Annotated in this window: 22 protein-coding genes; 14 read left to right on the top strand and 8 right to left on the bottom strand. The window is 46.1% G+C overall.

Annotated features, from left to right (window positions below; all coding sequences use genetic code 11):
- The first annotated feature begins 1 nt into the window (after window position 1).
- The 4 genes from J8N69_RS12830 to J8N69_RS12815 all read left to right on the top strand — a co-directional run bounded on the left by J8N69_RS12830 (window position 2) and on the right by J8N69_RS12815 (window position 3,518).
- Complete coding sequence (locus tag J8N69_RS12830; protein ID WP_211085095.1) at window positions 2-766, top strand: electron transport complex subunit E; 765 nt, start codon at window positions 2-4, stop codon at window positions 764-766.
- Window positions 767-921: 155 nt separating this feature from the next.
- Window positions 922-1,557: an endonuclease III gene (gene nth / locus J8N69_RS12825; RefSeq protein ID WP_168826121.1), complete on the top strand. Its 636-nt coding sequence runs from the start codon at window positions 922-924 to the stop codon at window positions 1,555-1,557.
- A 150-nt stretch (window positions 1,558-1,707) separates the two neighbouring features.
- A complete protein-coding gene (locus tag J8N69_RS12820) occupies window positions 1,708-3,033 on the top strand; it encodes an aspartate aminotransferase family protein (RefSeq protein ID WP_168826119.1) in 1,326 nt (441 codons plus the stop codon).
- A 158-nt stretch (window positions 3,034-3,191) separates the two neighbouring features.
- The gene (locus tag J8N69_RS12815) at window positions 3,192-3,518 is read left to right on the top strand and encodes a hypothetical protein (RefSeq protein ID WP_168826117.1); all 327 of its coding nucleotides are present in this window, start codon (window positions 3,192-3,194) and stop codon (window positions 3,516-3,518) included.
- A 51-nt stretch (window positions 3,519-3,569) separates the two neighbouring features.
- Here J8N69_RS12815 and J8N69_RS12810 read toward each other — a convergent pair whose 3' ends face one another.
- The 5 genes from J8N69_RS12810 to J8N69_RS12790 all read right to left on the bottom strand — a co-directional run bounded on the left by J8N69_RS12810 (window position 3,570) and on the right by J8N69_RS12790 (window position 8,328).
- Window positions 3,570-3,839 (bottom strand): RNA recognition motif domain-containing protein, encoded by a 270-nt coding sequence (locus J8N69_RS12810; protein ID WP_168826115.1) that lies wholly within the window; start codon window positions 3,837-3,839, stop codon window positions 3,570-3,572.
- 79 nt (window positions 3,840-3,918) lie between these two features.
- Window positions 3,919-4,860: a nucleoside hydrolase gene (locus tag J8N69_RS12805; protein WP_168826113.1), complete on the bottom strand. Its 942-nt coding sequence runs from the start codon at window positions 4,858-4,860 to the stop codon at window positions 3,919-3,921.
- 46 nt (window positions 4,861-4,906) lie between these two features.
- Window positions 4,907-5,800 (bottom strand): ribokinase, encoded by an 894-nt coding sequence (locus tag J8N69_RS12800; RefSeq protein ID WP_168826111.1) that lies wholly within the window; start codon window positions 5,798-5,800, stop codon window positions 4,907-4,909.
- A gap of 187 nt (window positions 5,801-5,987) precedes the next feature.
- Entirely contained in the window at window positions 5,988-7,220 is a 1,233-nt protein-coding gene (locus J8N69_RS12795) for an argininosuccinate synthase (protein WP_168826109.1), read from the bottom strand.
- A gap of 220 nt (window positions 7,221-7,440) precedes the next feature.
- Window positions 7,441-8,328: a flagellar protein MotY gene (locus tag J8N69_RS12790; RefSeq protein ID WP_168826107.1), complete on the bottom strand. Its 888-nt coding sequence runs from the start codon at window positions 8,326-8,328 to the stop codon at window positions 7,441-7,443.
- Between the two features lie 95 nt (window positions 8,329-8,423).
- On the opposite strand from J8N69_RS12790, the gene rnt reads away from it, so the two are divergent.
- The 5 genes from rnt to J8N69_RS12765 all read left to right on the top strand — a co-directional run bounded on the left by rnt (window position 8,424) and on the right by J8N69_RS12765 (window position 15,562).
- Entirely contained in the window at window positions 8,424-9,092 is a 669-nt protein-coding gene (gene rnt / locus J8N69_RS12785) for a ribonuclease T (protein WP_168826105.1), read from the top strand.
- Window positions 9,093-9,197: 105 nt separating this feature from the next.
- Window positions 9,198-9,584: a YbaN family protein gene (locus tag J8N69_RS12780; RefSeq protein WP_168826103.1), complete on the top strand. Its 387-nt coding sequence runs from the start codon at window positions 9,198-9,200 to the stop codon at window positions 9,582-9,584.
- Between the two features lie 28 nt (window positions 9,585-9,612).
- Window positions 9,613-12,729, top strand: coding sequence for a DUF748 domain-containing protein (locus J8N69_RS12775; protein WP_168826101.1), 3,117 nt, complete (start codon window positions 9,613-9,615; stop codon window positions 12,727-12,729).
- A 222-nt stretch (window positions 12,730-12,951) separates the two neighbouring features.
- The gene (locus J8N69_RS12770; RefSeq protein WP_168826099.1) at window positions 12,952-13,212 is read left to right on the top strand and encodes a YdcH family protein; all 261 of its coding nucleotides are present in this window, start codon (window positions 12,952-12,954) and stop codon (window positions 13,210-13,212) included.
- 190 nt (window positions 13,213-13,402) lie between these two features.
- Window positions 13,403-15,562: a TonB-dependent siderophore receptor gene (locus J8N69_RS12765; RefSeq protein WP_168826097.1), complete on the top strand. Its 2,160-nt coding sequence runs from the start codon at window positions 13,403-13,405 to the stop codon at window positions 15,560-15,562.
- Between the two features lie 98 nt (window positions 15,563-15,660).
- Here the strand turns inward: J8N69_RS12765 and J8N69_RS12760 are convergent, their stop codons facing one another.
- From J8N69_RS12760 to J8N69_RS12750, 3 genes are read right to left on the bottom strand one after another with little or no spacing between them, the layout of a single operon-like run.
- Window positions 15,661-16,164: a GNAT family N-acetyltransferase gene (locus J8N69_RS12760; protein ID WP_168826095.1), complete on the bottom strand. Its 504-nt coding sequence runs from the start codon at window positions 16,162-16,164 to the stop codon at window positions 15,661-15,663.
- A gap of 10 nt (window positions 16,165-16,174) precedes the next feature.
- Complete coding sequence (locus J8N69_RS12755; RefSeq protein WP_168826093.1) at window positions 16,175-17,191, bottom strand: DUF2333 family protein; 1,017 nt, start codon at window positions 17,189-17,191, stop codon at window positions 16,175-16,177.
- A gap of 12 nt (window positions 17,192-17,203) precedes the next feature.
- On the bottom strand, window positions 17,204-18,001 hold the full coding sequence (locus J8N69_RS12750; protein WP_168826091.1) for a hypothetical protein: 798 nt from the start codon (window positions 17,999-18,001) through the stop codon (window positions 17,204-17,206).
- A gap of 110 nt (window positions 18,002-18,111) precedes the next feature.
- On the opposite strand from J8N69_RS12750, the gene dsbD reads away from it, so the two are divergent.
- The 5 genes from dsbD (at window position 18,112) to J8N69_RS12725 (ending at window position 24,433) form a co-directional block, all read left to right on the top strand.
- The gene (gene dsbD, locus J8N69_RS12745) at window positions 18,112-19,968 is read left to right on the top strand and encodes a protein-disulfide reductase DsbD (protein WP_168826090.1); all 1,857 of its coding nucleotides are present in this window, start codon (window positions 18,112-18,114) and stop codon (window positions 19,966-19,968) included.
- Window positions 19,969-20,216: 248 nt separating this feature from the next.
- A complete protein-coding gene (gene accB, locus J8N69_RS12740) occupies window positions 20,217-20,660 on the top strand; it encodes an acetyl-CoA carboxylase biotin carboxyl carrier protein (protein ID WP_168826088.1) in 444 nt (147 codons plus the stop codon).
- A 20-nt stretch (window positions 20,661-20,680) separates the two neighbouring features.
- Window positions 20,681-22,021 carry an acetyl-CoA carboxylase biotin carboxylase subunit gene (gene accC, locus J8N69_RS12735; RefSeq protein ID WP_168826086.1) on the top strand — a complete coding sequence of 447 codons (1,341 nt, stop codon included), beginning with the start codon at window positions 20,681-20,683 and terminating at the stop codon, window positions 22,019-22,021.
- 119 nt (window positions 22,022-22,140) lie between these two features.
- Window positions 22,141-23,031, top strand: a complete 891-nt coding sequence (gene prmA / locus J8N69_RS12730) for a 50S ribosomal protein L11 methyltransferase (protein WP_168826084.1) — start codon at window positions 22,141-22,143, stop codon at window positions 23,029-23,031.
- Window positions 23,032-23,113: 82 nt separating this feature from the next.
- Window positions 23,114-24,433 carry a DUF3426 domain-containing protein gene (locus J8N69_RS12725; protein WP_168826082.1) on the top strand — a complete coding sequence of 440 codons (1,320 nt, stop codon included), beginning with the start codon at window positions 23,114-23,116 and terminating at the stop codon, window positions 24,431-24,433.
- Window positions 24,434-24,584 lie beyond the last annotated feature (151 nt).

Raw genomic sequence — 24,584 nt, 5'->3', positions numbered from 1 at the left:
CATGAATACGAGTGCCGAAACAGACGCCATCGACGCGACGCTAGAAAGCAAACCGAGCGCCAATTATGCCGAAATCATCTACAACGGCATTTGGAAAAACAACCCTGCTCTGGTTCAGTTGCTTGGCTTGTGTCCTATGTTGGCGGTAACCAGTACTGTGGTAAACGCCCTAGGGCTTGGCTTAGCCACCATGGTGGTGCTGATGGGGTCCAACATTGCGGTGTCCATCATCCGTAACTATGTTGCTGACGCGGTTCGCCTACCGGCTTTTGTGATGATCATCGCCTCGTTCACCACCTGTATCGAGCTGGTGATGCAGGCGTATACTTATGAGTTGTATCAAATTCTAGGCATTTTCATCCCGTTAATCGTCACCAACTGTGCCATTCTGGGCCGCGCCGACGCCTTTGCCAGCCGTAATCCTATACTGCCTTCGGCATTAGACGGCTTTATGATGGGCTTGGGCTTCATGTTTATTCTCGTCACGCTGGGCGCCATGCGTGAGTTAATCGGCCAAGGCACACTGTTTTCGGATATGCAGTTGTTGTTTGGTGACATGGCAATTGGTTGGAAAGTCGTTGTTTTTGAAAACTACCCAAATGTCTTGTTCGCGGTGTTACCGCCCGGCGCTTTCATTGGTTTAGGTTTATTGATTGCGGGAAAAAACTACCTAGACGAGCGCGAGAAAAAGCGCGTCGCCACACAAAAAGCCATAGACGGCCCAAGTGCGTCAAAACGGGTTCGTGTGACTGGGCAGGTTAGCTAGCCTAGCGCCTCCCCCTGCTAAGGGGGAGCCTGGGAGGGGGTCTAAACAACCCCACCCTAGCCCTCTTCAAAGACACAAGGGGAGGGAATATTAAAGTGAATAAAGGCTATCCACTGTGATCAAGAGATATAAAAAGTGAACAAAGGCTATTTATTTTGAACAAAGAGAAACGCTACGAGATTTTTTCTCGCTTACGAGCTGAAAACCCGAATCCCGTTACCGAGTTGGAATACAACTCGTCTTTTGAGCTGTTGATTGCCGTGCTGTTTTCTGCCCAAGCCACGGATGTGAGTGTTAACAAAGCCACACGCAAACTTTTCCCTGTCGCCAATACGCCAGAAGCCATGCTGGCCCTGGGTGTTGACGGTCTAAAAAGCTACATCAAAACCATTGGCTTGTTTAACGCCAAGGCTGAAAACGCCATTAAAACCTGTCAAATTCTGATCGAGAAGCACAACAGCATAGTTCCTGAAACGCGCGAAGAATTAGAAGCCCTGCCCGGCGTGGGTCGTAAAACAGCGAACGTGGTGCTTAATACCGCCTTTCGCCAAGTTGCCATGGCGGTCGATACGCATATCTTTCGCTTTGGTAATCGTACCAAAGTCGCACCGGGCAAAAACGTCTTAGAAGTGGAAATGAAACTGCTTAAATTTGTACCAAAAGAGTTTCTTTTGGACGCTCACCACTGGATGATTCTTCATGGCCGCTATATCTGCGTGGCTCGTAAACCCAAATGCGACGCTTGTATTATTGAAGACTTATGCGAGTTTAAAGACAAGACGTCGACTTGATCCCCCTTCACTCACTTTAATTAACCACCTTTAATTAACCGTCTTTAGTTAACTAAAGGCTAATCTAAATTTAAATAACCTCGCATTTATTAAACCTTTCCAGCTCGGCATGCTTACTCTATTGATATTTCACTTTATAGAGAGGATGCCATGAGTCACCATTTAACCCAAGCTCAACTTGATGCGCATTGGATGGCCTACACGGGCAATCGTCAATTTAAAAAAGACCCGCGCCTTATCGCCTCTGCGGCGGGCAACTATTACACCGACAGTGATGGCAGAAAGATTTTTGACGGTTTATCTGGCTTATGGACATGTGGCTTGGGTCACAGTGTTCCCGCCATTAACGAAGCCGTGGCGCAACAAGTCAAAACCCTTGATTATTCCCCAGCGTTTCAATTCGGTCATGAGAAATCCTTCTTGTTGGCGGAGCAAATTGCCGAGTTTATGCCTGCGGGATTAAATCGAATCTTCTTTACCGGATCTGGCTCTGAGTCGGTTGATACCGCTTTAAAAGTCGCTCGCGCTTATTGGCGTAAAAAAGGCATGGGCACCAAAACCAAATTCATTGGCCGCGCCAAAGGCTATCATGGCGCGGGCATTTCGGGTTTCAGCGTCGGCGGTATTCCGGCGAACCGCACGCTGTATGGTCAAGGTTTAGAATCTTATCACTTGCCTCATACTCAAGTGCCGGGCAGTGAATTTTCCAAAGGCATGGCGGAGCAAGGTAAAGAGCGCGCAGATGATCTGCTGAACCTCATCATGATGCACGATGCGTCGAACATCGCGGCGGTGATTGTCGAGCCTATGTCGGGTTCTGCAGGGGTAATTGTGCCGCCACAAGGCTATTTACAACGTTTGCGTGAGATTTGTGATCAGCACAATATTTTATTAATTTTCGATGAAGTGATTACCGCTTTTGGGCGTATGGGAGCAAAAACCGGCGCCGAAGCCTTTGGCGTGACACCTGACGTGATTACCCTAGCAAAACAAGTAACCAACGGTGTGATCCCCATGGGCGCGGTGGCGTTCAAGCAGGAAATCTACGACACCTTTATGGATAACGGTGGCGCCGATTATATGTTGGAGATTCCCCATGGCTACACTTATTCCGCCCATCCTATTGCCTGTGCCGCGGGGTTGGCCGCGCTTGATGAGATCAAAAAACAAGGTTTAATCGAACGCGTCAGCAACATGAGTTCAGCGTGGGAAAATAGCGTCCACCAGCTCAAAGACGCCAGCCCTATCATTACGGATATTCGTAATTACGGCTTTGCTGCCGGCATTACTATTGCGCCAATCGATGGCGAACCTGCTAAGCGTCCGTTCCAAATCGCCATGGCCATGTGGGACAAAGGCTATTATGTACGCTACGGGGCCGATACCATTCAATTAGCGCCGCCTTTTACCACAGAGCAAGCCGAAATAGACAGCTTAATCAATGCGTTAGGAGAAACCCTCAAACAACAAAACTAAGCCTCTTTTACCCTTCTATCACACCCGCCCCAGTCAAGGTGTTGTACCAAGAAGAATAACAACACCTTGATTCATATCAGTTTTTTCAAGCTACCCATGCAAGACACTCTTGCACTATAATAACCTCCCTAGCAAAGTCATCAGTAAAGGATAACATCGTGTCTATTTCACATTCGCCCTATGTTCGCTGCTTTTGGACCGGCACATTGTATTTGACCAATGGCAGAGCAATGCCAATCCATTGCACGCACATATCAACACAAATAATAGAAGTCGAAGCCGCTGAAGGCTTGCAAGGGTCAAAACTGGTGAAGCTAGAGCTTAAGGCTATTCATGAAGGCAAAATCGCCACCATCAAAGCCTTATGCGATCCGCAATTAGACGTGTTTAACGAGCATAATAAGCATTATATAAAGCTTAGCTATCATACTATTTCAGATAAGGACCGAGAGTTTATCAAAGAGTTTGCCGACGCTCACTCTTAGCTCACAGGCTAATCGATTTAGCTCAGCCAATTAATGGGGCTTTTTTAGGTTTTATTCCGCCTCACTGTCGTCTTTTTTAACCGCCTCTTCCGCTTTTTTCACGCGGATTTTAGAACCGTCAACGTCCATGCCGTTTAAGGTTTTAATCGCCGCTTTTGCTTCGCCCACTTTTGGCATTTCAATAAAAGCAAAACCTTTTGACTCGCCAGTTTCTTTGTCCATCACAATCGCGCAAGATTGCAAGATACCGTGAACAGCAAACAAACGTCTTAACTCTTCTTCTGTGGTGTTACGCGCCAAATTTCTTACTAATAATTTCATATTTTTCTCTTTTTCAAAATAAAAAAGGCATGGCAGTGACTTGCCATGCCTTCGTGCTTAATCACGTCATTCTAACGATTTAAGACAAGGTTGTCTCAAACAAGGTTAACAATTTTTGACTGTCTACTTCCATGCACACTTGCGTCATGGGCACATCATTCCAATGTGGCTCTGGAAAACTCATGCCTTGTGGTGCAAAAATCGTTTGCCCAATGCCAATACCTTCACAGGCAACACGCACCGCCCCAAGTTCTACGCCAAAAATACTCGGGTCCATTACATAAGCAATGGTCGAAGCATCGTGAAAGTAACAGCCATTCATATCAAAACGGCTGCTGTAAAAATTAATGTAGTGCTGAGCACAATCGTACAAGAAGCCGCCCTCAGTCGGGTTGGCTTGCTTTATACGCTCTAAAATACGGTTATCCAACAGTACCTGATGCGTCACATCTAAGCCTATCATGGTGACTTGCCAAGGCGCGGTAAAAACAACATCTGCCGCATGAGGGTCATTCATGATATTGGCTTCAGCAACGGGTGATACGTTACCGTATTCAATCGCTGTACCGCCCATTAACACCACTTCATCGACTAAATTGGCGACTTCTGGGTCAAGCTCTAACGCTTTGGCCAAGTTACCTAGCGGCCCAAGGGCAATAATGGTGACTTCACCCGGAAACTCGCGCACCATATCCACAATAAACTGCGCGGCACTTTTTTCGATTGCCTTACCTTTTGGCGCTGGCCAATCAATATTACCGAAACCGTCTTTGCCATGCACAAAATCAGGATGTGGGCGAGGCGCGATCTTGCTGGGTACGGCAACGCCTTTCGCAACGGGGACATTTACCTTGGCAATTTCCGTCAGGGTAATGGCATTTTGTGTGGCCAAATCCACCGATACATTACCAAAGGTGGTTGTTAAACCCAACACCTCAAGCTGCGGCGCTTGGAAGGCGAAGAAGATCGCCATTGCATCGTCTATTCCAGGATCAGTATCAATAATAATTTTACGAGCCATGTTGTATTTCCTCTTTTAACCGTGCGTTTTGGCTAACTGTTTTTCGCTAACTGTTTTTAGCAAGAAAAGCAGTTACTTCATCTTGTGTTGGAATGGCTGACGCAGCCCCTAAGCGGGTAACACAAATAGCAGACGCTGCGCAGGCACGGGTAATCGCTTGCTTCATGTTTTCGCCCTTCATTAGGGAGGACAAACAAAAACCAATAAAAGTATCACCCGCCGCCGTGGTATCTACCGCTTCGACAGAGAAGGCTTTTACCGATAGACGCTCTTCTCCATCAAAGTAACATACACCGGCTTTACCAAGCGTCATTAATACCGCTAAGTCTGGGTAAGCCTTAGGGAAAGCCGCGATGGTGCTGTCTATGTCTGTGGTGCCAATTAGGTCCATAGCTTCGACCTCGTTAACAATTAATAAGTCAACAAAGCCAAGCACTTTTTGGGTCAATTCAGCGTCCATGGGTGCCGGATTAAAAGCAACCTTTACCTTATTTTCTTGCGCTTTACGCATGGTGTATTCGATCAGATTGGTTTCGTTCTGCAACAACACCCAATCGCCAGCGCTCGCCTGCGATAACACCTCATCAACCTGCGCTTCTGTTAAGGCATGGTTCGCACCTTGATACAGGATGATTGAATTTTCCGCCGCTTTCGTCAGCTGAATAATGGCATGCCCCGTAGGGACATCAATACGCTTGATCAACCCAGTATCCACACCAAGGGATTCCAGCTGATCAATCACCGCCTGATCACTATGATGAATCGCGCCTACATGCTTTACTTTGGCACCCGCTTTGGCCAATGCAACCGATTGATTTGCGCCCTTGCCGCCTAGCAAACATTGATAGCTATTGGAGGCCATGGTCTCGCCTGGTCGAACAAAATGATCTAGCTGATAAAGGTGGTCGAGGTTAATCGAGCCAAGGTTATAAATCGTCATAATTCTCTTCCTTTAAGATCAGCGTGTTTATTGTATCGACACATTTCATTCCACTGTTCATTCCATAAAGCAACACGCTATGTCGATGAGCAACAAATACTGACCAAGTGTACAAAAATAAAAAACGCTCCAATTCTGCAAGAACGGAGCGTTGTTTGAAAGCTTATTTTTCTAAATGAACAGGCAATTACTTGTTGTTATCTAGAAAACCACGACCTTTCTGAGCGGCAATACGCATGCGCAGTGCATTTAGCTTGATAAAGCCTGCCGCATCTTTCTGATCGTAAGCACCGGCATCGTCTTCAAATGTCGCAATTTTGCTATCGAACAAGCTGTTTTCAGACTGACGGCCAACCACACTAACGTTACCTTTGTACAATTTAAGACGTACGGTACCGCTAACGTATTTTTGTGACGTGTCGATCAAAGCTTGCATCATGCGACGCTCTTCTGACCACCAGAAGCCGTTGTAAATCAACTTCGCGTAACGCGGCATCATTTCATCTTTCAAATGCATCGCTTCACGGTCTAGGGTAATAGACTCGATGGCACGGTGCGCTTTCATCATGATGGTGCCACCAGGCGTTTCGTAGCAACCACGGGCTTTCATACCCACAAAACGGTTTTCTACGATGTCGACGCGGCCAATACCATTCGCGCCACCAATCTTATTCAGCGTTTCTAAGATAGTAGCAGGCGACATGGCTTCGCCATTGATAGAAACAGGGTCACCTTTTTCGTAACCAATCTCGATGTAAGTTGGTTCGTTTGGAGCATTTTCAGGAGAAACAGACCAACGCCACATGTCGTCTTCTGGCTCTGTCCAAGGGTCTTCTAGCTGGTCACCCTCAAACGAGATATGCAACAAGTTAGCGTCCATTGAATAAGGCGATTTTTTCTTCTTAGTCGAAAAATCAACAGGGATTTTGTGTTCTTCACAATAGGCCATTAGCGTTTCACGAGACGTTAGATCCCATTCACGCCAAGGCGCAATGACTTTTACGCCCGGTTTCAAGGCGTAAGCGCCAAGCTCAAAACGTACTTGGTCGTTACCTTTACCTGTTGCGCCGTGAGAAATTGCATCTGCACCCGTTTCATTGGCAATCTCGATCAAGCGTTTAGCGATCAGAGGACGCGCAATAGACGTACCCAATAGGTACTCGCCTTCGTAAATAGTGTTGGCACGAAACATAGGGAAAACGAAGTCACGAACAAACTCTTCGCGTAAATCTTCAATGTAAATTTCCTTAATACCCAACGCTTGAGCTTTAGCACGAGCTGGTTCAACTTCCTCACCCTGACCCAAATCAGCGGTAAAGGTAACCACTTCACAGTTATACTCTTCTTGAAGCCACTTCGCGATTACGGAAGTATCCAGGCCGCCAGAATAGGCAAGCACTACCTTCTTCACGTCAGACATTATTTCTATTCTCCTCAACGGGCTCGCGCTCCCACACCAATGTTTTCAAACCAGTACATGGCGGCGCAAATAATTTAAAAAAAGGGCGTTAAGTGTAAGATCTCAATTCTTGCTTAGCAAGCAAAAAGCCCATTTCTAGGCGATTATTGAGCAAACAGATCCCCTAAACTAAAAGTACTGACTCCGTTGCCAATCACTTAATAATCAACAACGGTCTAGATTAATTCCCATCCATTTTTTCCAACCGAATCGTCACTCGTCGGTTGCGTTCACGGCCTGCTGGCGTATTGCTCGCGATCGCAGGATAGCGCTCACCGTGATAACGGGAAATAATTTTCTCCGCTGGCACGCCCTTATCCAAAAGATAAGCGGTGATTTTTTCTGCCCGTACTTTGGATAATTCCCGGTTATCTCGGCGCGAGCCAATCACATCAGTGTGACCGTCAATATAAATGTATTCGACACTCGGGTCAGAAGACACATACAAGGCCACCAGATCTAAACGGGATTTAATTCGATCGCTAAGGTCTACGCCATTTACCGGAAACAAGGCCGCTGTTCGTGCGATTTGATCATAATTAACCGGCAGCAAACCAGCCAAACAACGTCGAAACTCATTATAAGCAGGAGCAAAGTTAATATTAGACAAGCCCACTTCGACCGTTTCTCGGGTGTTTTCCCACGCCGTCCCAGCCACCACAGGATGGCGCCCGCGATCCAAACTGCTTAACATGCGTTCCGCGACTCTTCCGCCCACTTCAACGGTTAAACCGTATCCGGGATAAGGCAAAATTTCTAAGGTTTCAGGCTTCATACCTGGCGACCAGTCAGGGGCTTGAGAGATAATATAAACCTGACCTGGACCCAGCTTTTCATTCTGCGGCTGCAAAATAAATTTCATTGGCTCACCCGCTTCTTTAATGAAGTGACCTTCACCATAATGCGGCACCGGGTGGGTTAAACTGCATGAAAAAATATCCCCAGACAGCAGCCACTCAGAGTCCGTGATACCAGACTGGTAGTGCGTCAGGGCATTTGCCTGCCCAAGTGGCAGGCAAGCCGTCAATAAAAACGTAGAGCGAATTAGAAGTTGTTGGGTAATTCCCATTTAGACATCTCGTTCAAGCATTATCAATTGTGTTATGATCCGATCCTATTGTACACCGACACTGTTGATCTAGCGGCAGAATTAAGGACCTTCTTTTGTCAAACCATGAAATTAAAGATCGATTCCGCGGCTTCTTACCCGTAGTTATCGACGTAGAAACCGCAGGCTTTAATCAAAAAACAGACGCATTGTTAGAAATGGCCGCCAGCATCCTTCGAATGGATGAAAATGGCGACATGTATATCCATGAAACACTCGAGTTTTTGATCAAACCATTTGAAGGCGCAAACCTTGAAAAAGCCGCGCTCGACTTCACCGGCATTGACCCTTTTGCCCCTGGCCGACAAGACATACCAGAAAGTGAAGCCATCACGCAAATGTTTACTAAAGTGCGCAAAGAATTAAAATCCGTTGGCTGCAAACGCGCCGTTTTAGTGGGCCATAATGCCGCTTTTGATCATGGTTTCTTAAACGCTGCGATTGAAAGAGCAGAGATTAAGCGCAACCCTTTTCATCCGTTTTCGAGTTTTGATACGGCAAGCTTAGCGGGGTTGGTGTTTGGGCAGACTGTTTTAGCAAAAGCCTGTGAAGCAGCGTCTATTCCGTTTAGCAACTCAGAAGCGCACTCTGCCAAATACGATACCGAAAAAACCGCTGAGCTATTCTGTGAAATGGTGAATCGCTTAAAACGGCTTGGTGGCTGGCCACTTGTCGAAAATGGCCCAGAAGAAAGCATGGGGGCTATTTTCCATTCAGGAAAATAGCCGCTTAATCAGCGCCAAGCAGTGATATAACCGTCTCGTTTTGTGTGTTTAGGTTTTTATTCATCCTGAATTTAGGTTTTTCTTTACCCAGAGAGTAGGCATTTTATGCAGGGAAAGCGGATTTTATATTTACTGTTTGGCTGGCTTTCCCTGATAATTGGCATTATTGGTATTTTTCTGCCATTACTTCCCACAACGCCACTTGTTTTATTGGCAGCTTGGTGTTTTTCTAAATCTTCAAAACGCTTCCACACTTGGCTCATTGAGCACAAATTCTTTGGTCCGATTGTGCGAGATTGGCAGTCTTCCGATGGTATCCCTCGCAAAGCAAGAAACCGCGCTATTATTTTTATGTGGGCTGGCATGGCAATTTCGATCTTTATCGTGTCGCGTTTTTGGGCGACTATTGCTTTGATTGTCATAGGTTTATGCGTTATGACCTATTTGCTGCGCATGCCAATACGCTCAGAAGACAAAGATAAAATCCGTTAACGTTACTAAGGTATTTGAAAGGTTTTATATGATGACACGCCGACATTTTCGACTTTTTATATTTTACCCATTTGCGGTTATTACGGCTTTAATTACCAGTATCTGGATCGCCACGCCTTTTATTGCGAAACATTATTTAAGCGATTATTTTCAACAACAAGGCAAAGAAATGACTCTTGGCAAGCTGTCTGTTGATTTCTTCCCCCCTAAAATTGACCTTAACGACATGGTCATTAATGACCAAAACCAAGACACTCTCACACTGAAGCGCGCCATTTTCGCAATAGAGCTGTGGCCTCTTGTTGAAAAAACTCTGCGTATTTCTGAGGCAAAAATCGACGCTCTGACGCTGCAGGTTGCGCAACAGGAAAATACTTGGGTGATAGCCGGCATCAATACCGAGCAATATGCCACAGAAGAAACAACGCAAGAAACAGCAGAACCGCCAAAAGCGGCAGACCATTCGCCTTGGACAATACAGCTGCCTTCATTTGCGATCACCAACAGCCAAGTGAATCTGTCTCGTCAAGTCGATCTAAATATTCCCGCAAAATCAGACACATTAGCCTTAACTCATTTATTCATTAAAGATGTATCGGGTCAGGGAATGGCATGGAAAGGCGAGGTTTCTTTATCAGCCTTAGTCAATCAAGCAACATTGTCTTTCAATAGTCAGTTTAACTATTCGCCAGAACAGACCACAGCAAATGTCGACGCCATCAACGCCCGCTTACCGATAGAAAGTTTTCGCCACTTTTTACCCTCGCCTTATAATGAAGGCAAAGGCCAATTAGACTTAACGAGCCGCTTTCAGTTTAGCCAAACGCAAGTCGATGGCGTGCCTGTTTATGAGGTCAATAATCTAACGCTAGATACTCAAATCCGCGAGCTTGATTTGCGCTTAAACGAGCAAGACAAGGTTGCTACCCAATCCACATCACTAGCGCTGTCACAATCCACTCTTCAATTCGTCTCCGCTGACAAATTAATGGCCACCGGCAGTCTTGATTTGCAATCAACACAGTTCTCTTTTACCCAAGCAGAGCGCGAAGTCGTATTTGATAGTCTGACACTGAAAACGCCATTCGAGCTAAAGCAGGATGAGCTTGGGCTAGCAACAACGGGAAAGCTTGATGCACAGCTCAAAAAGGTATTCTTTGCCCAGGCAGAACAAACAGTGCAATTTGCTCACCTGACACTGAATGCACCGTTCGACCTAAAACAGGATAAACAACAGGGTCTCACCGCTAAGGTTGCCGCGACAGAATTGGACATGGATGAATTGGTTCTTTCACTAGATAGCCTAGCGCTGCAAAACAAACAGCTGCACGTTGCACTGAATAACGTGGCTTTTAATATGGACACCAAAGAAGCCCTAACCGCGTCACTGCTTGTCGATATTCAAAGCCATGGACTGTCGGTACAACAAGCCGGAAATAGCGCCAATTATGATGAATTTAGTGTCTCTAATAACATTAATTTTCAGCAACAAGGCGACAACATCTCGGCTCAAAATAGCCAGTTAGACATCAAGATTGCAGGGTTAAAAGCCACGCAAGACGATGGGAAACAGTTTTCATTAGGTGGTGCCACTTTTACCGCAGAGCAAATAGACTTTGACCAAGTTGATCAGCAACCTCCTGCGATAAAAGGCGTCAATCTGAACGTGAAAAGCCAATCACTAGACAGTCTATTAACGCATAACAAACGCATTGCGGCATGGAAAAACGGCAACATTAATAACCTGTCCTTTAGCCAACAAGGCGAACTTTTCGACCTCGCTTTGGCGCAATTAGAGCTAACAGAGCTAAGCGTTTCTCAAGCCATAACAGACAAAAATGAGCAATCACTTCCGCCATTGGGCCATATCGGTAACCTAAAAATTGAGCAAGTAAAAGCCAATCAAGATGGCGCTGATATCAAACAGATCACCACCAATTCGATGAATATCAGCCTGATTCTAGACTCACAAAAACGTATTGAGAACCTTGTTTTCATCGACCAAGAAGCCCAAAAAACACCAGAACCGATACCGCAAAGCGCCAATATCCCTAGGGAAAAAGACGCCCAAAATGCCATCAACAACACTCAAGATGCGGAACAAAAGCCGGCTTTCAAGGCCCCCTATTATGTTATTTTAGACGCCTACGACACAACGGGCTCCTCCAGCATTTATGTGCAAGACAAGAGTATTTCTCCCGCTTTACAGCGCTCACTCGACATAGAAACATTGTCTTTACGCAACCTTAATACCCACGACAAAGATCAAGCTACCGTCTTTGCGTTAAAGGCCCGCAATGGCAAATACACCACGATACAAAGTGATGTCAGCATTTACCCTCTTGCCGACAAATTAACCATGATCAGTGAGCTCATTATCAAAGAAGCCGAGCTGCCGCCCTATTCTTCTTATATAGCCAATGTTCTTGGCTATCAAATTGATTCAGGACAACTCAACCTAGACCTAAAACTCAAAGCAAAGAACGGCATATTAGATGGAAAGTCGAATATTTTATTAAGAGAGTTTGACTTGGGCGGCCAAAAAGAAAGCAGCTCGGTTGTCCGTGCAGGCGCGGTTCCTCTTAACATTGCTGTCGGCATTTTAAAAGACAGCGATAATAATATTGACTTAGACATCCCCCTGTCTGGCGATATAGAGAACCCCGAATTTGGCTGGCAAGATTTCTTATTATTACCGGTGCGAAAAGCCCTTTATAGCGCATCAAGTAGCTATTTAATGCAAACCTTTGTGCCCTATGCCAATGTCATTACCATTGCCCAGTTTGCAGGCGAGCAGCTGCTCAGAATTCGGGTTGAACCGCTGATATTTACCGCCGAAGACAGCGAGCTAAATGAGTCACAAGAAATTTTCTTAAAGCAACTTACCGCCTTAATGAAAGATAAAAAAGACAGCCAACTTAAAGCCTGTGGCATCGCCAGTTACTTGGATTTAGGACTAGAAAAACCGCCTATTTCAATTGACGATAACACCAGAGCGGCGGCGATCAGTCTGGCTCAACAACGCGCCGAACACCTAAAAGACTACTTAGTGAAAGATGGCATTGCCTCGTCACGCATTTTTCTCTGCTCGCCTGAAATCGATTTATCCAGCCGCAGTAAACCGAGAATCGAGTTGAATTTTTAAACGCTCAACGGTGCCCTAAAACATAAAATTAAGCCGCGCTGGTAAAACAGACGCGGCTTTTTTCATCTTGTCAAAAAAACAAAAGAAACCAGCAAAAACTGAAAAGTTGCATAGACTTAAAGGCACCGCTGAAAACAACCATAAGGTGATAAATATCAACAGAGACTAAGCCAGACTGAGATAAGCTAGAAGAGCACTAAGCCAATACAATAGGAGTCCATTATGCCAATCGAAGACCACAGCTTAATCAACGAATTTCCTGAGTTTAAAGAAGATATCCAAGAGCTAAAAGCACATGACACTCACTTCAAAAAACTTTACGACGAATACCATCACCTAACCAAAGAAGTCGAAAGAATGGAGCAGGAAATTATTCCATCTTCGACGTTACAAGAAGAAAAACTCAAAAAACAACGCTTACAACTCAAAGATACCCTTTACGGCTATATCAAAGCATCAATACTCGCCGCTGCAAAAGCTTAACCTTCTCTAAGCCTTGCTGAATCTTGCTCAGTCTTTATGATTCAGCAAGGCTTAACACCTTAGAAACACCCCACTGTGCCCATTCCCCTCAATTTACCTATTGTAAGTAATGTAGGTCAATTCTCATTTGAAAATGACTATCATAAACATTAATATACGCAATCTTTTCATTTACTATCCGGTTTACATTATGACGCTAAGAACTCCCTTAATGATGATGCAGGCTTGTGGCGTGCTGGCATTCTCCAGCGCACTTTTCGCCGAAAACGCCTCAAGCAGCATCACCGACGATGATTATCTCAATGACTGGGAGACAAAAATTGAGGAAGGATCCGATGTCAAACTTCAACCGCTGCAAGTAACAGGCCGCGCTCTGTCGTATTACAAAGAAGACGAAGCCGCATTGGCGACTCGCACCACAACGCCAATTGACGAAACACCACAGTCTATTCAAGTGGTCACCGAAGCGTTAATGGAAGACCAAGCCGCCAGACAAATAACCGATTTGTACCGTTCTATTTCTGGCATGTCACAAAACAACGTCTCCACGGTGACATTAAGGGGCTTTAGCCAAGACGAAGTACTGTATGACGGTTTGAAAGGCGACCCTTTTGGTGATTTCTCCATCCCTCAACTGTTTACAATTGAGCAAATTCAAGTACTAAAAGGCCCTTCTAGTGCGGTTTACGGCGCAGGCGAGCCCGGCGGTGTGATTAACTATGTGACGAAAAAACCGACGTATGAACAGAAAAACACCCTGAAAATCAGCGCGGGCAACAAAGACTTTCTAAGCGGCAGCATTGAATCTTCAGGCCCCGTAAACGAAGACGCCTCGCAACGCTACCGTGTTGGCATTTACTCAGACGGCCAAGACTCCTATCGCAATAACGTCGAAGAAGAAAATCGCATTATTGACCTAGGTTACGCTTGGGACATTGATTCCAACAACACTCTAACCGTGCAATACACAGACACCCACCAGCACATATCTGGCGCACGCCTACGCGGTATTCCTACTGATGACGATGGCAATTTTCTGGCGGATACGTCATGGAACAACAACGAGAAATCCGACTACCAAGAACTAGACGCGCAAGTTTTACAAGCCCGCCTAGATCACAGCATTAACCCTTGGCTCGACAGCCATGCTTCTGTTCGTTACTTCGAAAACACCGAAACCCAGAAATACCATGAACTAAATGCCTTAGTAGATACCAACAACGATGGAACATACGACGAAACTAAACGCCAATTTCGTGACCAGGTTCGTTCACGCAAGGGCATGACTTTAAATGGAAATTTCATCGCCGAGCTAGATGAACATACTCTTCTAGTCGGCGCTGATTATACTCATGAAGTGAATGACTATGTCTATTATCGAGCCACAGGAGCCGCCCAAGGGGTATCCAACCTCAGCCTAACGAATCCAGTTTATGGGCAAGATACGACTGGTGATTATGCAATGAAGCCATTTGCGGATGACACCACCACGACAGACCAAGTTGGTTTTTATATGCAAGATCAGTGGAAGGTGACTAACCAACTAGATATACTCGCTGGCGCTCGCATTGATCGCTTCGAAGAAAAGTACACTGACTACAAAGACAAAACAGCAACCGAATATGACGATACTGGCTACTCTAGCCGTCTAGGCGCCACGTATAAACTCAATGAACATATGAAACCCTATGTATCCGTCTCTACTGGCTTCGTCCCCCAATCTGCTGCCGATCAAGAATCCTCAAAAGATGGCTATTTCGATCCAGAAGAAAGTCGCCAAATTGAAGCGGGGATACGTACTTACTGGCTGAAAAATACACTTAACGTCAATCTAGCGGCTTATCGCATCATTCGAGAAAACATTCTACAAACAGATCCTAATGACGACGACCTACTTGTCTCGGTAGGAAAAGTACGAAGCCAAGGCATAGAAATCGATGTCATGGCAGACATCACACCACGCTGGGTCGCTAATGTGAGTTACGCCTACAACGACACGGTGGTGAAAGAAGCCACCAGCGGCATTCAGTATGCCAATGGCGATCGCTTTGCCAATACTCCCTATAACCAACTGGGTCTGTGGACTCGCTACGACTTCCCTAGCATAGATTCGTCCATTGCTTTTGGCGCAGACCATGTTAGCGATCAAATCAATCGCCAAGGCCAAACCGTCAAACCTTACACGATTTACGACCTATCTTGGCAAACCCGATATGAAGATTGGAAGTTTCAGCTAAACATCAAAAACTTGCTTGATAAAGAATACGCCGTCAGTGGCTTCACTGAAAAAATCGGCTCATTCGTTGGCGAACGTCGTCGTGTCTATATCTCCGCCGCGTACGACTTCTAACCAAAATAGAAAAGTCACGATCTATCCCAGAATGAAAGCGGCGCGCCAACGCCGTAAGGGGGAAGAAATAAACGCCATAAGGGGAAAAAATAAGAGCGTTAGAACTCTTTTCCCAGCAGAAGCACGTCTTCTTTGATCTGCTCATTCTGGGCGATGTTGGGCAGTCGTCCCCATTGCTCAAAGCCTTGACGTTTAAAAAAGCGTTGGCTAGCGAGATTACTGAGGTAGATGTAGGCAACAAGATGAGTAAAACCAAGGCGTTGACGTTCTGTTTCTAGGCCATGAAATAATCGCGTAGCGATGCCTTTTCCTTGTTGATTTGGCAATACGTAAAGGCTAATTTCACAGGCGCCGTCAAAGGCGGGCAGTCCGTAGAAAGGCTCAATGGAGCACCACGCAATAACGTCCCCTTGCTCTTCCAACACTAAGATGGGGTGTCGGTCTGTGATGTTTTCTAGCCAATCCATTACATCTATCAGGCTGATATTTGCTTGCCGATAGCCAGTGCTCGCGAAAAGATCACAATGCTGGAAAATACTGAGGATAGCAGGGGCATCGTCAAATACTGCCCGACGAATACCCCTGCTCAAATAACATGACATACCCTGCCCATTAGCCCTGTTGAAGCAAACGGCGTAGGTCTATCACGGCCGTATTGGCACGTGCGACATAAGATGCCATGACCAAGGAATGGTTTGCTAATAACCCAAAACCACTGCCATTTAAGATCATGGGCGACCAGATACTGACTTGCGTAGCTTCTAGTTCGCGGATAATTTGGCGTAAACTAACCAATGCATTTTTATCTTGCAAGGTGAAGATAAAGTCCACTTCTACCGCACGTAACATGTGAATCAACGCCCAGCTGGTACCACGCGCTTCATAAAAAACATCATCGATTTTAGACCAAGGCGTCCGCACGTATCGAGTGTTTTCATCCGATTCCAGCTGTGGTTCATCATCAATCACGCTGGCTGATAAACGTTGCGACAAACTGCCCAACCGCGTACTAACGTCGGACAGCCAATCGGCTAAGTTATCAGCACGGGCATAGAATTGCGCCTTGTTGTTTGACTCACTGGCTAAGCGATCAAGGTATTCCATTAACTCTTGATTGCCTCGGCGATATTCACTTTCACTAGAGGGTAAGGCCCAACTTTTGTTGTCAAAGTTGAATTGCGGTTCGGCAATTTTTAAATTCACATCTTCGGTGGACTGAGACTGTGAACGGCTAAATTCTTTACGAAAAGCCCTTGCCAGATCACGAGATTGCACCAGTGCGCCAAACTCCCAAGCGGGCATGTTGTCCATAAACACGCCTGGCGGCATGATGTCGTTGGAAATAAAGCCACCGGGTTTATCCAATAAGGTTTCTATAATGGTATGCATGGCACTGGCCGTGGTGTAGCCAACCGCCAGTTTTTTACTGTTGTCCAAATAACCACGCTCTGCGGCTTTGTCTTTCGCTGTTGCCACAACATCAAATTGATCTGGTTCGCTGCTCCAGTACATGCCTAAAAAACTCAGTAGTATCGCCAGCAGCACGATAGCAGAGGCAATGACTTTCCCCATGCCTGAAACGTTAATATTAGGCTTTAATCCCTGTAATTTATTGGTTAACCGCGACATTATTGACCCACCTTAATCTTGTTGTAATTCCACCCTGTAATCCGCACGATGATAGGTCATCGCACGCACACGAAACTCGGTTACATGACTGTTAATGATCTGATAAATCAAACGTGCTTCTTTATCATTTGGCCAGTATATTTCGATTGACTGCTTTGTCTTTGTCACTTCTTCTATAATAGGCTGAATCTTTGCAATTATCTCCTCTTCACTCAAATTAAAGAGGTTTTCTGGCAGTGAATATTGGCCTTTTTGCGCCGTTTTTGGCGTTGTTTTTTGAGTGGCAATCTTATTAACCTGCCGTCGTTTGGTTTTCAAATCGCCAATGCGCGAGGTCATTTCCACAATCACTGGGTCTTGTGGATTCACCGAACGCGAAAAGTCTAAATAGCGCGCCGCTTTCGTATAGTCTCTATTTTGTGCCGCTTGCCACGCCCATTGAGTATACAAGTCGACAATGGCGGTAATGCCTTGAATGGCTCTATAATTACCAGGCTCTCGCCCTAGTGCGGCTTGAAAATACAAATTCGCGTTATCGCCTTCTGGCGTCAGAAGTCTATCTGCCGCCAAGGCCATTTCACCCTGTTTAATCAACTCTAAAGTCAATTTTTCTGCCGCTGTTAGCACCTTAGGTTGCTGTGCGTTTATCGCCGCTAATGTTTTTGGTTTATGAATAGAAGCTTCTACGGGTGCCGCCTCGAGGGATTGTGCTTCTGCTACAGGCTGATTTTTCTCTGTTGATCTGACATTTTGCTGACAGCCTGTCAGAAAAACCACAACAATTAGAAAACAAACTCGATTTTTACTCAATTTATCCCCTTGCGATTGGCAACTTAACGATGGATTGGTAGTCTACCTCCTCTACTCAGCGTGATGAAATAGGGATTTACACAGCACGCTCAACTTGATTGAAGATATTTATGCGCCTACTCGTTCTACTGTCCTTATTGATGTTCCACGGCATTTGCCAAGCGTTTACGTTCGGCCCCACATCGAGACTTGCAGAACCAGAGTTTTTACCGGTTGCGCAAGCCTTCCAATTGTCAATATCATCCGCCAAAGAGGGGCAATTTGTCGCTAAATGGCAAATTAGCGACGGCTACTATTTATACCAAGAACAATTCAATCTATCGGGTGAACACGCCGATAAACTGCACTTCTCTCCCTTTCCCGCTGGAGAGGCAAAAGAAGACCCCTATTATGGTGACGTAATCGTTTATCGAGATCAATTCACTCTGCCGATTTATTACGACATCAATCTTGCACCGGGCACTCAAGTGAATGCCATTCTATCGTACCAAGGTTGCGCGGATAAAGGCTTATGCTATGCGCCGCAAACTATGCCTATCCAATTTATCGTACCGGCACTGTCAGCCGCGGCAGAAAAACAACGAATAGCCACCCTAGCTAACCGCTCAGCTGCTGATGCTGATGCTGATGCTTATGCTGACATCAATTCTATTGCGCCTTCTGAAGCGCAAGCGGTGTCTCAGCTAATCAGTACTAACAACCTATGGACCACATTGACCGTGCTATTTGGGCTGGGGTTATTGCTATCGTTAACCCCCTGTGTTTTGCCTATGGTTCCGATTGTCAGCGCGATTGTGGTTGGTACTCGCCACTCAAAACTGGGCGGCTTTTATTACAGTGCAGTGTATGTACTCGCCATGGCGTTGACCTATGCCGCAATGGGCGGGCTGGTCGGAATGTTTGGTACGCAGCTGAACTTACAAGCCCAGTTACAAAACCCTATTCTATTGGCCATTAGTGCTCTGTTGTTTGTGCTGCTCGCCTTAGCCATGTTTGGCGTCTATGAAATAAAATTGCCAAGTTCATGGCAACAGCGCCTTCAAATCCCAAACAATCAAACAATGCCAAACACTCAAACAAAGTCGGCATGGCAGTCCACTATCAGTATTTTTATCGCGGGCATTTTGTCTACGCTGATTGTTTCGCCTTGCGTATCGGCGCCGCTTGCTGGTGTTTTGCTGTACATAAGCAGCCAAGGCAACGCGTGGTATGGCGCCATGATGCTGTTTGTGATGGCGCTTGGCATGGGGATCCCACTGCTTCTCGTGGGTTTATTTGGCCCTAAAGTGTTGCCTAAAAATGGAGAGTGGCTGCACGATACTAAAGTCTTCATGGGGTTTGGGCTACTCGCTATGGCGATCTGGTTACTCACTCGCTGGCTACCGATGAGCAGCCACTTGTATCTCTGGAGCGCGCTTGCACTGGCGATAAGTGGCTATTTTATTCATCGAGCGTTTCGAGTTGCTTCGCACCCTATACGTTGGTTTTTTGCCTTGGCTTTTTTCCTGATCGGCAGCATTCAATTTATTGGCGGTGCGACGGGCAGTACTAACCCATTACAGCCCTTGAAAAAACTATCCTCCCCCTCAGTAATGCTAGAAGACAGGGTAATATTTGACGCCACCATTACCAATTTAGACGAACTCAAGGCCATTGTTGCAAACCAAGACACTCGCCCCATTGTGTTAGACCTGTATGCGGATTGGTGTATTAGCTGCAAAGTACTAGAGGCGATGTTTGTGTCACCAGACGTTTCCCCTTTGCTTAATAACGTGCAACTTGTCCGCGTCGATGTCACTAAAAATTCAGCGCAGAACCAAGCACTAATGAAGCAGTTCAATTTATTTGGCCCGCCATCGCTGGTGTTCTTAGATGCGCAAGGCAAAGAACGCAAAGCGCTCACATTAATGGGTGAACCAACAAAATCCGCGCTTATGGATAGGTTGGGCGCTGTTATTGAGCCATAAATTAGTTGAAAAAATCAGCGAGTTTACTAAAGGCTAAAAATCAACCAACACAAACATTTTTAGGTTTTTTTGCCGCATAACTGGACAATATCCCGCTTTTTATCGATAATTTCGAGTTACAAGCTTTTACAATTCTGATGTTTTATAAAAGCCCTGTTTGCAAGGTAACGCAAGCAGCACGCAGAATTTATAATAGTCAGTGACGAATGCAATCACTGAACCACCAATACAGACAAAAGAGAGTAATCATGGACATTCGTAAAATTAAAAAACTAATCGAGCTTTTAGAAGAATCTAACGTCTACGAAATTGAAATCAAAGAAGGCGAAGAAGCCGTTCGTATTAGTCGTGGTGGTGCGCCAGTTCAAGCACCCATGATGGCCGCTCCAATGATGGCAGCGCCTGCTGCACCTGTTGCAAATTCTACTGCCGCCCCAGAAGCACCAGCGGCTATTACGGGTCACACGGTAAACTCTCCAATGGTTGGCACTTACTACAAGTCTTCTGCTCCAGGTGCTAAGTCTTTCATCGAAGTAGGCCAAAAAGTGAATGCTGGCGATACAATTTGTATCGTGGAAGCCATGAAAATGATGAACCAAATCGAAGCCGATAAATCTGGTACCATTGGCGCTATTCTTGTTGAAGACGGCGAACCAGTTGAATTTGACCAGCCTCTTATTACTATCATTTAATCCAACGCAGAGGTTTCATCATGCTCGATAAGGTATTGATTGCTAACCGAGGCGAAATCGCGCTACGTATTTTACGTGCGTGTAAAGAACTCGGTATCAAAACCGTTGCGGTTCATTCTAAGATTGACCGTGACTTGTTACATGTGCGCCTTGCAGACGAATCTATCTGCATCGGGCCTAACCCATCCGCTCAAAGTTATTTAAATATTCCGGCGATCATTAGCGCGGCAGAATTGACAGATACTTCTGCGATTCACCCAGGCTATGGCTTCCTTGCTGAGAATGCCGATTTTGCTGAGCAAGTGGAAAACTCTGGCTTCGTCTTCATCGGACCAAAAGCAGAGACCATTCGTCTAATGGGCGATAAAGTGTCTGCCATCAAAGCGATGAAAGAAGCGGGCGTACCGACTGTACCGGGTTCTAACGGCCCTGTGCCTAGCGATCCAGTAGAATGTCTACGCGTGGCGAAAGAAATTGGCTTTCCAGTGATTGTCAAAGCCGCCGCGGGCGGTGGTGGTCGTGGGATGCGCGTGGTTCATAACGAAGGCAGCCTACTAAAATCTATCAGCATCACTCAGTCTGAAGCGGGATCTTACTTCGGTGACAGCACGGTTTACATGGAAAAATTCCTCCAAAACCCACGCCACGTCGAAGTACAAGTATTGGCTGACGGTCAAGGCAACGCGATCCATTTATATGACCGCGACTGCTCTTTGCAACGTCGCCACCAAAAAGTATTGGAAGAAGCGCCAGCACCAATGCTAAACGAAGAATCCCGTCAGGCTTGCTTGAAAGCGTGTGTGGATGCTTGCATCAAGATCAACTATCGCGGTGCCGGTACGTTCGAATTTCTCTACGAAGATGGCAATTTCTACTTCATCGAAATGAACACTCGTGTTCAAGTAGAACACCCTGTTACAGAAATGGTAACGGGCGTCGACATTGTGAAAGAGCAACTTCGTATCGCCAGCGGCTTACCACTGTCTTTGAAACAAGAAGACATCAAGCTTAATGGTCACGCGGTTGAATCTCGTATCAACGCCGAAGACGCGAAAACCTTTATGCCTTGCCCAGGTAAAGTGGAATATTTCCATGCGCCAGGTGGTATGGGTGTTCGTGTTGACTCACATTTGTACAGTGGCTACACAGTACCACCGACCTATGACTCCATGATTGCCAAAATCATTTGTCATGCGCCTGATCGTACTGCTGCCCTAAAACGCCTTTCTGGCGCTCTAGATGAAACTTTCATCGATGGCATCAAAACCAACATAGAGCTACAAAAAGACCTAGTAAATGACCCTAATTTCATTACTGGTGGCGTTAATATCCATTATTTGGAGAAAAAACTCGGCCTATAACGGCTGTCGTTTTGCCCCTAGTGAACAGATAAATCACTAGGGGCTATCATTTTCCTCTCGCCTCTCGCTCCAAGCTTCGCTATTCTATTCCTGTTTGTTTTATTGTTGGACTCCACTTTATGCCTTGGCTTCAAATACGTATTCACACCACACCCGATCACGTCCCAGCTTTCGAAGATACGCTTCTTGACTGCGGTGCGCTGGTTGTCACTTTTGAAGACGTTCATGACGATCCCGTATACGAACCAGATCTTAATACCACGCCACTGTGGAAGAACACCAAAGTCACCGGGCTGTTTGAAGCCGATGCCGATATCGAACACATTCGCCCCGTCGTAGAACACAAAGCCGAGTCCCTTGGCGAAACCGATATCGATATGAAAATAGAGATACTCGAAGACAAAGACTGGGAAAGAGAATGGATGGACAATTATCATCCCATCCAATTTGGTGAGCGTCTTTGGGTTTGTCCTAGCTGGCGCGACGTCCCTGATCCGAATGCCGTCACCCTCATGCTCGATCCAGGGTTAGCCTTTGGCACAGGCACACACCCAACCACAGCATTGTGCTTACAATGGCTAGACAGCATTGATTGTCAGAACAAAACCATTATCGATTATGGCTGTGGCTCAGGCATTCTTGGCATCGCAGGCTTACTACTTGGTGCGAACAACATGGTGGGCATCGATATCGATCCACAAGCCGTGCAAGCCACCGAAGCGAACGCACAACGCAACAAGATCGACCCAAGTCGTTTAGAAGTAAAACTGCCACCCTACGAATCTGATCTACAAGCAGACATCGTTGTCGCCAACATTCTGGCAGGCCCTCTTGCCAACCTAGCACCGACTATTTCTGCCTTGGTGAAAAAAGACGGTCAACTGGCGCTGTCCGGCATATTGGCCAACCAAACCCAAGAAGTCATTGAGGCATATCAAGAATGGTTTACCATTGACTCGGTAACTGAAAAAGAAGAATGGGTTCGTATTGTCGGCACCAAGCACGCATAATACTTAACTTTATATAAAGAGGCCTTTGCACAAAGTCACGAGCCAAAGGTCTCGCAAAGATTAAACAGGAAGATGACCCCCCATGGCCAATAGCCTAATAACCCGTTGCCCAAAATGTTCAACTGCATTTCGAGTGAACGATGAAGTATTAAGCATGGCCAAGGGCAAAGTCAGATGTGGTCAATGTTTTCACATATTCAATGCCAGTGAAGCGGCAAAACAGCAAACACCAGCAAGCACACCCACACAGCAAGAAAAGCAAGAAAAGCAACCAGACAGTGTCAACCCAACAATCCATACGGAGACACAAGCCCTTGCGACAACCAAACCGTCTTCTCTTGATACCATAGAGACCGACACAGAAAAACGGCTTGCCCCAGCAGAAGAGATCGTCAACCCAGATTGGCTTCATACCTTGTTTGACGATGAAGACCTGACACCAAACAACAATTCCACCCCAAACAACAATTCCACTCCAAACAACAAAGACACCAGATCAACCGCTACAGTCCAAAGGCAAGATGACCCAGCCCCTTGGGAACTAGAGCTTGCCGAAGTAGAAGAAGCCCTTAAAGTCACCGACCGTACCCTTCGTGACCGTACCCTTCGTGACACGGCACAACGTGACACAACAGGCTACGATAAAACCCATCACCACAACACACCCACAACTGGCACGATTCAGCCAAACATCAGCACAACCAATCGCCCCCCGCCTCCAACCAAACCTGCTGTGGCAGCGGATAGCGAACCAGACTACATGGTCGCCCTGCATTCCTTAGCACAAACCGCAGCGGAACAAACCAGACCATCCGACAGTAAAAATCAACACAGCATTCTTGAGCAATTATCGGCCCAACAAAGCCTAGCGCCGTTAATGGGGGAAGGCGAAAACGCTTCGCAGCGCACCAGCGGTCACCCTTGGTTGTGGTTTTTTGCCTCTTTACTAGGGCTTGCTCTCTTGGCTGGCCAAGTTGCCAATCACTTTTTTGATGAAGGTAGCCGCTCAGCCAATTTCAGATCCATTTACCGAACAATATGCACCTACTCTGGCTGTGCCTTACCTGGCTTTCAGGACGTGACAACGATTGGCATTCAACACGTTCGAATACAGAGCCACCCAAACATACCCAATTCATTATTGGTTAACGCCATCATCACCAACACCAGCCAGTTTTCCCAACCCATGCCTAAAATTGCCTTGGAGTTTTTTGACTTAAATGGCGCCCCCGTTGCCGCACGACTCTTTTCACCCGTCGATTATTTGCACAAAGACTTCATGGATATCACCTATATGCCACCCAACACCCCCGTGCACTTGGTGATACCAATACAAGATCCCGGCGCTAGGGCAGTCACCCATCAGCTAAGAGCTTTCCCAGCGGATACTCGCTCATACTAGCTTTCATCGTATAAATTGCTTTAATCGGATAAAAAGAACAAAAAATAGTCAGTTTTTATCCTGTCAAGACTTCAAAAATAACAATTGCCTAGGTATTATTCACGCCCGCTCGACGCTGTCGACGATCTTTAACATTCAATCCAGTATTCAG

Origin of the sequence: Marinomonas profundi (genome assembly GCF_020694005.1) — a bacterium.
Classification (GTDB): Bacteria; Pseudomonadota; Gammaproteobacteria; order Pseudomonadales; family Marinomonadaceae; genus Marinomonas; species Marinomonas profundi.
Note: the sequence above shows the minus strand (reverse complement) of the source record. Positions and strands in the feature narration are given on the sequence as shown.

Coding starts and splice junctions, on each gene's coding strand:
- J8N69_RS12830 (WP_211085095.1), top strand. CDS start 2: ATGAATACGAGTGCCGAAACAGACGCCATCGACGCGACGCTAGAAAGC.
- J8N69_RS12820 (WP_168826119.1), top strand. CDS start 1,708: ATGAGTCACCATTTAACCCAAGCTCAACTTGATGCGCATTGGATGGCC.
- J8N69_RS12810 (WP_168826115.1), bottom strand. CDS start 3,839: ATGAAATTATTAGTAAGAAATTTGGCGCGTAACACCACAGAAGAAGAG.
- J8N69_RS12805 (WP_168826113.1), bottom strand. CDS start 4,860: ATGGCTCGTAAAATTATTATTGATACTGATCCTGGAATAGACGATGCA.
- J8N69_RS12800 (WP_168826111.1), bottom strand. CDS start 5,800: ATGACGATTTATAACCTTGGCTCGATTAACCTCGACCACCTTTATCAG.
- J8N69_RS12795 (WP_168826109.1), bottom strand. CDS start 7,220: ATGTCTGACGTGAAGAAGGTAGTGCTTGCCTATTCTGGCGGCCTGGAT.
- J8N69_RS12790 (WP_168826107.1), bottom strand. CDS start 8,328: ATGGGAATTACCCAACAACTTCTAATTCGCTCTACGTTTTTATTGACG.
- J8N69_RS12780 (WP_168826103.1), top strand. CDS start 9,198: ATGCAGGGAAAGCGGATTTTATATTTACTGTTTGGCTGGCTTTCCCTG.
- J8N69_RS12775 (WP_168826101.1), top strand. CDS start 9,613: ATGATGACACGCCGACATTTTCGACTTTTTATATTTTACCCATTTGCG.
- J8N69_RS12770 (WP_168826099.1), top strand. CDS start 12,952: ATGCCAATCGAAGACCACAGCTTAATCAACGAATTTCCTGAGTTTAAA.
- J8N69_RS12765 (WP_168826097.1), top strand. CDS start 13,403: ATGACGCTAAGAACTCCCTTAATGATGATGCAGGCTTGTGGCGTGCTG.
- J8N69_RS12760 (WP_168826095.1), bottom strand. CDS start 16,164: ATGTCATGTTATTTGAGCAGGGGTATTCGTCGGGCAGTATTTGACGAT.
- J8N69_RS12755 (WP_168826093.1), bottom strand. CDS start 17,191: ATGTCGCGGTTAACCAATAAATTACAGGGATTAAAGCCTAATATTAAC.
- dsbD (WP_168826090.1), top strand. CDS start 18,112: ATGCGCCTACTCGTTCTACTGTCCTTATTGATGTTCCACGGCATTTGC.
- accB (WP_168826088.1), top strand. CDS start 20,217: ATGGACATTCGTAAAATTAAAAAACTAATCGAGCTTTTAGAAGAATCT.
- accC (WP_168826086.1), top strand. CDS start 20,681: ATGCTCGATAAGGTATTGATTGCTAACCGAGGCGAAATCGCGCTACGT.
- prmA (WP_168826084.1), top strand. CDS start 22,141: ATGCCTTGGCTTCAAATACGTATTCACACCACACCCGATCACGTCCCA.
- J8N69_RS12725 (WP_168826082.1), top strand. CDS start 23,114: ATGGCCAATAGCCTAATAACCCGTTGCCCAAAATGTTCAACTGCATTT.